The organism is Nocardioides bruguierae (genome assembly GCF_023656415.1).
GTDB lineage: Bacteria > Actinomycetota > Actinomycetes > Propionibacteriales > Nocardioidaceae > Nocardioides > Nocardioides bruguierae.
In genome coordinates this window covers 47,356-53,909 of sequence record NZ_JAMOIL010000031.1, presented here as the reverse complement: position 1 = coordinate 53,909, position 6,554 = coordinate 47,356, and the positions used below count along the sequence as shown (strand labels likewise).

Below are 6,554 nucleotides of genomic sequence, written 5' to 3'. Positions count from 1 at the left end.
CCAGGATCAAACTCTCCATCGAAAACCCACACACAGTGTGAGATGATGCAAAATCAATCACTGACAGAAAGAACCTGACAAACTTGTCAGAATCATCGTCAAAGAAACCCACCCACCAACACAACCAGACCAAAGCCCAGCCATGCCAACGAGAGGGGCATAAACAAACTAATTCGTCGACTATCAATGACACACTGTTGAGTTCTCAAGAATCACACGCACCAACCAGACCCATCTCCCGACGAGCCCGAAAGGACTTCCAACACGCTAGCGACGCGTTCTCACAGACCCAAACCGGGCCCGGCGACGTCTTCGCCAACACCATCAACCCCGGGGCCGGAAGCCCGACCAGACCGGCCTTGCTCCCCGCCGCTCCCTGGCGACAGATGAAACATTAGACGCCAGGCGGTGCGATGCCAAATCGGATGCGCTCCCCCACCGGGTCCGCACCGTCGTCGCAGGTCAGCGCGGTACGGGCCGCCGCTCAGAGGCCCGGATCGAGCAGTCCTCGAGCGTCCGGGGGCGTCCTGCTCCCTGTGAGCCGGAGCACCTCGGTCGTCTCCTCGCGGAGCCGCCGGTGCACCTGCGCGACGCCGTCGGCGCCGTCGACCAGGCCGTACAGCGGCAGCCGGCCGAGGAAGACGGCGTCCGCGCCGGCCGCGAACGCTGTGACGACGTCCGTGCCCGAGCGGATGCCGCCGTCCACGTAGACCGTGCCGCTCTCCCCCACCGCGGCGCGCACCGCGCGTACCGCGGTGGCCGTGTCGACCGCCCGGTCCAGCTGACGTCCCCCGTGGGTGGAGACCCACACCGCGGCGGCACCCGCCTGGAGGCAGCGCAGTGCGTCGTCCGGTCGGAGGACACCCTTGGCGACCACGGGGAGGCCGGTGCGCCGCAGGAGCCAGTCCACGTCCTGCGGGCCGAGGTCGGTGGCCTTCTCCGAGCCGGGCTGCGAGTCGTGGTCGGCGGGGAAGTTGGCCCGCGCCGAGCCGGGGGGCACGACGTCCCAGACGAGGTCCCCCGCCACGTCCCACGACGCGACGACGGGGGTGTCGACGGTGAGGACGACCGCCGAGGCCCCGGCCGCGACGGCGCGCTGCAGCATGGGGAGCGCGAGGGTGCGGTCGGCGGGCAGGTAGACCTGGAGCCACCAGGTGACCCCGGTGGCCGCGATGTCCTCGAACGGCGTGCCGGTGTTGCTGCTGACGACCATGACCCCGCCGGCCTCGGCGGTGGCGCGGGCCATGGCGACGTCGCCCTCGGGGTGGAGGGCGACCTGGAGCGAGGTCGGGGCGACGCCCCACGGCAGGGCAGGAGTGCCGAGCAGGTCGACGGTGAGGTCGGCGTCCGTGACGTCGCGCAGCACCCGCGGCCACAGCCGCAGCGACGACCACGCCGGCGCCGCCTCGTCCCGGGTGAGGGACTGCCCCGAGCCGTGCTCGACGTAGTCCCACACCGCGGCCGGGGTGAGCTCCCCCGCCCGTGCCCGCAGCCGCTCCTGCCAGGACGTCACCTCAGACGACCTCCACGCCCTTGAAGTTCTTCTTGCCCTTGCGCAGCACCAACCAGGAGCCGCCCACCAGGTCCTCGGGACCCGGCACGGCATCGCCGTCGGTCACGCGGACGTTGTTGAGGTAGGCGCCGCCCTCCTTGATCGCGCGTCGGGCCTCGTTGCGCCCCGCGACCAACCCGGCGGTGACGAACAGGTCGACGATGCTGGTGAGCTGGTCGCGGGTGACCTGGACCGACCCGGCCTCGCGCAGTGCCACCCCCAGGGTCTCCCCGGAGAGCCCGCTCATGTCACCGCCACCGAAGAGGGCCGCGGACGCCGCCTGGATGCGCGCGGTCTCCTCGGCTCCGTGGACCAGCGTCGTCATCTCCTCGGCGAGCCGCTTCTGGCCGGTGCGCAGGAACGGCTTCTCGGCCGTGAGCGCCTCGATCTCCTCGATCTCGGCGTGCTCCAGGAACGTGAAGACCCGCAGCAGCTCGCCGACCTTCTCGTCCTCGGCGTTGAGCCAGAACTGGAAGAAGGCGTAGGGCGAGAGCATCGTCGGGTCGAGCCAGAGGGCACCGCCCTCGGTCTTGCCGTACTTGGTGCCGTCCGCCTTCGTGATCAGCGGGGTGGCGAACGCGTGGGCCGTGCCGGACTCGGCGCGGCGGATGAGCTCGGCACCACCGGTGATGTTGCCCCACTGGTCGGACCCACCGAACTGCAGCGAGACCCCGTGGGTGCGGAACAGGTTCAGGAAGTCCATGGACTGCAGCAGGACGTAGGAGAACTCCGTGTAGCTGATGCCGCCGGCCTCGAGCCGACGCTTGACCGTCTCGCGGGCCAGCATCCGGTTGACCGGGAAGTGCTTGCCGATGTCGCGCAGGAAGTCGATGGTCGAGAGGTTCTGGGTCCAGTCGAGGTTGTTCACCATCGTGGCGGCGTTCTCGCCCTCGAAGGAGAGGAACGGCTCGATCTGGGCCCGGACCTTCGCCTCCCACTCGCGCACGGTGTCGTGCGAGTTCAGGGTGCGCTCGCCGGAGTCGCGAGGGTCGCCGATCATGCCGGTGGCGCCGCCGACGAGGACGAAGGGCGTGTGCCCGGCCCGCTGGAGGCGCATGGCGGTGACGATCTGGAGCAGGTTGCCCATGTGCAGGCTGGGCGCGGTGGGGTCGAAGCCGACGTAGTACCGGACGCTCCCCGACGCCAGCGCCTCACGCAGCGCGTCGATGTCCGTCGAGTGGGCGATGAGGCCGCGCCACTCGAGGTCGTCGAGGAGGGTCTGGTCGATGGGCACGTCGGCCCCTTCCGTCGTCCGGGCCCGACGTCCGCCGGGCCGCGCTGGTGCCGCCCGGCCGCACGACCGGGCGCGGCGCCGGTCCTCGACGCCGGGCCCAAGCCTGCCTCATGCCCGGTGTCGACCCGCAAGCCAGTTGCCGCCCTGACCGGTCCTGCTGCGCGCCGCAGACCGGCCTCACCCCGTCCGGCCTGTGCGTTTTCCTTTCCGCCCACCCGCCCGCGGCCGTATTCTTCGCGAGCACGACGACCACGCTGGGACGAGCGGGGTCGAGCGCGGTGTGGCGCGTCGTGACGGGACTGGGAGGTCGTGGATGGAGCTGGCGGGGCTGTACCGCGACGTGGTCGAGCGCTCGCCCAATGGCATCTGGGTCGTGGACCTGGAGGACCGCACGGTCTACGCGAACCCGGCCATGGAGCAGCTCGCGGGCGTCGGCCCGGGCGGGCTCGCGGAGCGTACGGTCACGGACCTGCTCGACGCCGCCGGCCGAACGCAGTACGCCGAGCACCTGCTCCGGCGCAAGGCCGACGGCGCCGAGGCGGACGCCGTGGAGGTGCGTCTCCAGCGCCCCGACGGCACCGTGCTGTGGTGCCTGGTCCGCGAGCGCGCGGCCCACGACGAGGACGGCACGCCCAGCGGTTGGGTCATCACCTACACCGAGATCACCGACCGGCGCGCGGTCGGTGCCGAGCTCGCGGCCTCGCAGCGGCTGATGGCCGAGGCGCAGAGCATCGCCCGGGTCGGCTCGTGGGAGATGGACGTGGCGACGGGCCACATGCTCGGCTCCGACCAGCTCGACGAGATGTACGGCCTCGACGGCTCCGACGGCCCGTGGACGCCGGGGCGGTTCCTCACCCTCGTCCACCCGGCGGACCGCGGGGAGCTGGCCGCCGGCCTGGCCGCCCTCGTCGAGCACGGCACCCCCCTCGACCAGACCGCCCGCGTCGAGGTCGACGGCGAGTACCAGTGGACCCGCGGCCGCGGCGTGGCGGTGCGCGACGAGCACGGCACCATCACCGCCCTGCGGGGCACCCTGCAGGACGTCACCGAGGCCATCCGTGCCCAAGGGGCGCTGCGTGCCCAGGTCGCCACGAACGACGTCATGTACATCGTCTCCAGCGCCGCCAACCAGGCGGAGACCCTGCAGGACCTCCTCGACCTCGTGCCGGTCACCCAGATGCCGCCGGACTGGGAGGGCGCGCAGGCCTTCGTCGTCACCGACGACGGCGTCTCCCCCTGGCCCGCCGACAGCACGGGCCCCCGCGTCGTGCTCACCGCGCCCCTCGCCCGGCAGGTCGCGGCCTGCGGGCAGCGCTGCTGGGACGAGACCGGCGCGCTCATCGGCTTCCCGCTCACCCTCGGGGGCGACGTGCTCGCGGTGGTCGTTCTCGAGGCCTCCGCACCGGTCGTCGACACCACCCTCGTCGAGGGCCTCGTCGACCACGTCGCGGAGCAGATGTCCCGCGTGGCCTGGCGCGAGCAGGTCGTCGCCGACCTGGCCGAGGCGCGCGACGCCGCCATGGAGGCCTCCCGCATGAAGTCGGACTTCCTGGCCACCATGAGTCACGAGATCCGCACGCCGCTCAACGGCGTCATCGGCCTCAACGACCTGCTCCTGCGCACCCGCCTCGACGCCGACCAGCAGCGCCTGGCCACCGGCGTCCAGGTCGCCTCCCGGGCGCTGCTCGGCGTCATCAACGACATCCTGGACTTCTCCAAGATCGAGGCGGGGCGCCTGGAGCTGGAGGTCATCGACTTTGAGGTCCGCCCGGTGTTCGACCAGGTCGCCGGCGTGCTCGGGGAGGCCGCCCGCGGCAAGGGGGTCGAGCTGGTCCTCTCGTGCGCCCCCGACGTGCCGCGCGTGCTGGCGGGCGACCCCACGCGGCTCGCGCAGGTGCTGACGAACCTCGTCTCCAACGCCGTGAAGTTCACGGCCGAGGGCGAGGTCGTCGTGCGCGCCACGTCCGTGCCGGGGCGCACGCCCGACGGCGCGGCCGTCCACCGGCTGCACGTCAGCGTGGCCGACACCGGGATCGGGGTGGACCCCGAGCGCGCCACGGGCCTCTTCGACCCCTTCACCCAGGCGGACGCCTCGACGACCCGCACCTTCGGCGGCACCGGTCTGGGCCTGGCCATCTCGCGCGAGATCGTCACCGCCCACGGTGGCGCCATCGGCTTCCGGGCCCGTGAGACCGGCGGCTCGGAGTTCTTCTTCGACGTGCTGCTCGGCGAGGCGCGCACGACGCTGCCCGCCGGCGCCGACGACGCCGCGCGGGACCTGCTGGGTGGCCTGCGGATGCTGGTCGTCGACGACCACGACCACAACCGGCTCATCGTCGGCGAGCAGCTGCGCTGGTGGGACGTCGAGCCGGACGGTGCGGTCGACGCGGACGGCGCCGAGGAGGCCGTGCGCCGGGCTCGCGAGGAGGGGCGGCCGTACGCCGCCGTCCTGCTCGACATGGCCATGCCCGGTCGCGACGGGCTCGCCCTGGCCCGGTCGCTGCGCGACGACCCCGCGAACGCGGACGTGCGCCTGCTGATGCTCACCTCGGTGACGCACCTGACCACCACCGAGGTCCAGGCCGCCGGCGTGGACGACCTGCTCGTCAAGCCGGTGCTCAGCGACGTCCTGCGCTCCGCGCTCACCAGCCAGCTCGGCGCCGAGGGCACCGCCACCCGCAGCAGCGCGACGCGCGCGGACCGGCCGGGCGCCGGACGACGGGTGCTCGTCGTGGAGGACAACCCGGTGAACCAGATGGTCGCCGCGGGCCTGCTCGAGCACCTCGGGTACGGCCACCGCACCGTGGACGACGGCCAGGCCGCCGTCCTGGCCGCCGAGACCGAGCGCTGGGACGCGATCCTGATGGACGTGCAGATGCCGGTGCTCGACGGCTACGGCGCCACCCGCCGCATCCGCGACGCCGAGGAGATGGGCGGGCGCCCGCGCTGCCCGATCATCGCGATGACCGCCGCCGCCGTCGAGGGCGAGCGCGAGCGCTGCGCCGAGGCGGGCATGGACGACTACCTGACCAAGCCGGTCGACCCCGCCTCGCTGTCGGCGGCCCTCGAGACCTGGCTCGGCCCCGCTGCCCAGCAGGCGCGGGCCGACCTGGCCTCCGGCCGCGCAGGCGTGCCGCCGCCCCGCACACCCGCGGGCTCCTCGTCCGCTCCCGGCCCCCTGAGCTCCCCCGAGTCCCCGACCCCCCACGGAGGCACCCTGATGGACACGTCCACCCCCCAGACCGCGCAGGAGGAGATGAACGGCCCGACCGTCGCCGAGCTGGCGACCCGGCCCGAGCTGGCCGGCCTCGACCTCCCGCGGCTCGAGACGCTGCGCGACCTGGACCCCGGCTCCACGGCGTACCTCGAGCGCGCGATCGGCAACTTCACGCGCAACAGCCTCGACGTCGTGGACCTGCTGCGGGCCGCCACCGCGGAGGGTGACGTCGTGGGGCTGCGCCAGCACGCGCACAAGCTCGCGGGCGGCGCGCTCAACCTGGGCGCCCGCGAGGCGGGCGTGGCGCTCCAGACGATCGAGCTGCTCGCCGACACCGGGACGACCCACGGCGCCGCGCCGCTCATCGACACCGCCGAGCAGGCCCTCGTGCAGGCCCGGGCCGCGCTCGACGCCTACGCGGCCACCTTCAGCACCGGAGGCTGAGCACGGAGCAGCCCGGGCCTGGACCAGCCCGGGCCTCAGACCGGCCGGTCTCCTGCCGATGGGCGCAGTGACGCCGCCCGCTGCGGTGGCGTCCGACGTCCTGCCCT

Annotated in this window: 3 protein-coding genes; 1 reads left to right on the top strand and 2 read right to left on the bottom strand. The window is 72.8% G+C overall.

Features of this window, described 5'->3' with window-relative positions; genetic code table 11:
* Window positions 1-484: 484 nt before the first annotated feature.
* Complete coding sequence (locus tag M8330_RS18510; RefSeq protein WP_250828522.1) at window positions 485-1,513, bottom strand: alpha-hydroxy acid oxidase; 1,029 nt, start codon at window positions 1,511-1,513, stop codon at window positions 485-487.
* A gap of 1 nt (window position 1,514) precedes the next feature.
* Window positions 1,515-2,786 (bottom strand): tyrosine--tRNA ligase, encoded by a 1,272-nt coding sequence (gene tyrS / locus M8330_RS18505; RefSeq protein WP_250828521.1) that lies wholly within the window; start codon window positions 2,784-2,786, stop codon window positions 1,515-1,517.
* 313 nt (window positions 2,787-3,099) lie between these two features.
* Between tyrS and M8330_RS18500 the strand changes: the two genes are divergently transcribed.
* The gene (locus M8330_RS18500) at window positions 3,100-6,447 is read left to right on the top strand and encodes a response regulator (protein WP_250828520.1); all 3,348 of its coding nucleotides are present in this window, start codon (window positions 3,100-3,102) and stop codon (window positions 6,445-6,447) included.
* Window positions 6,448-6,554 lie beyond the last annotated feature (107 nt).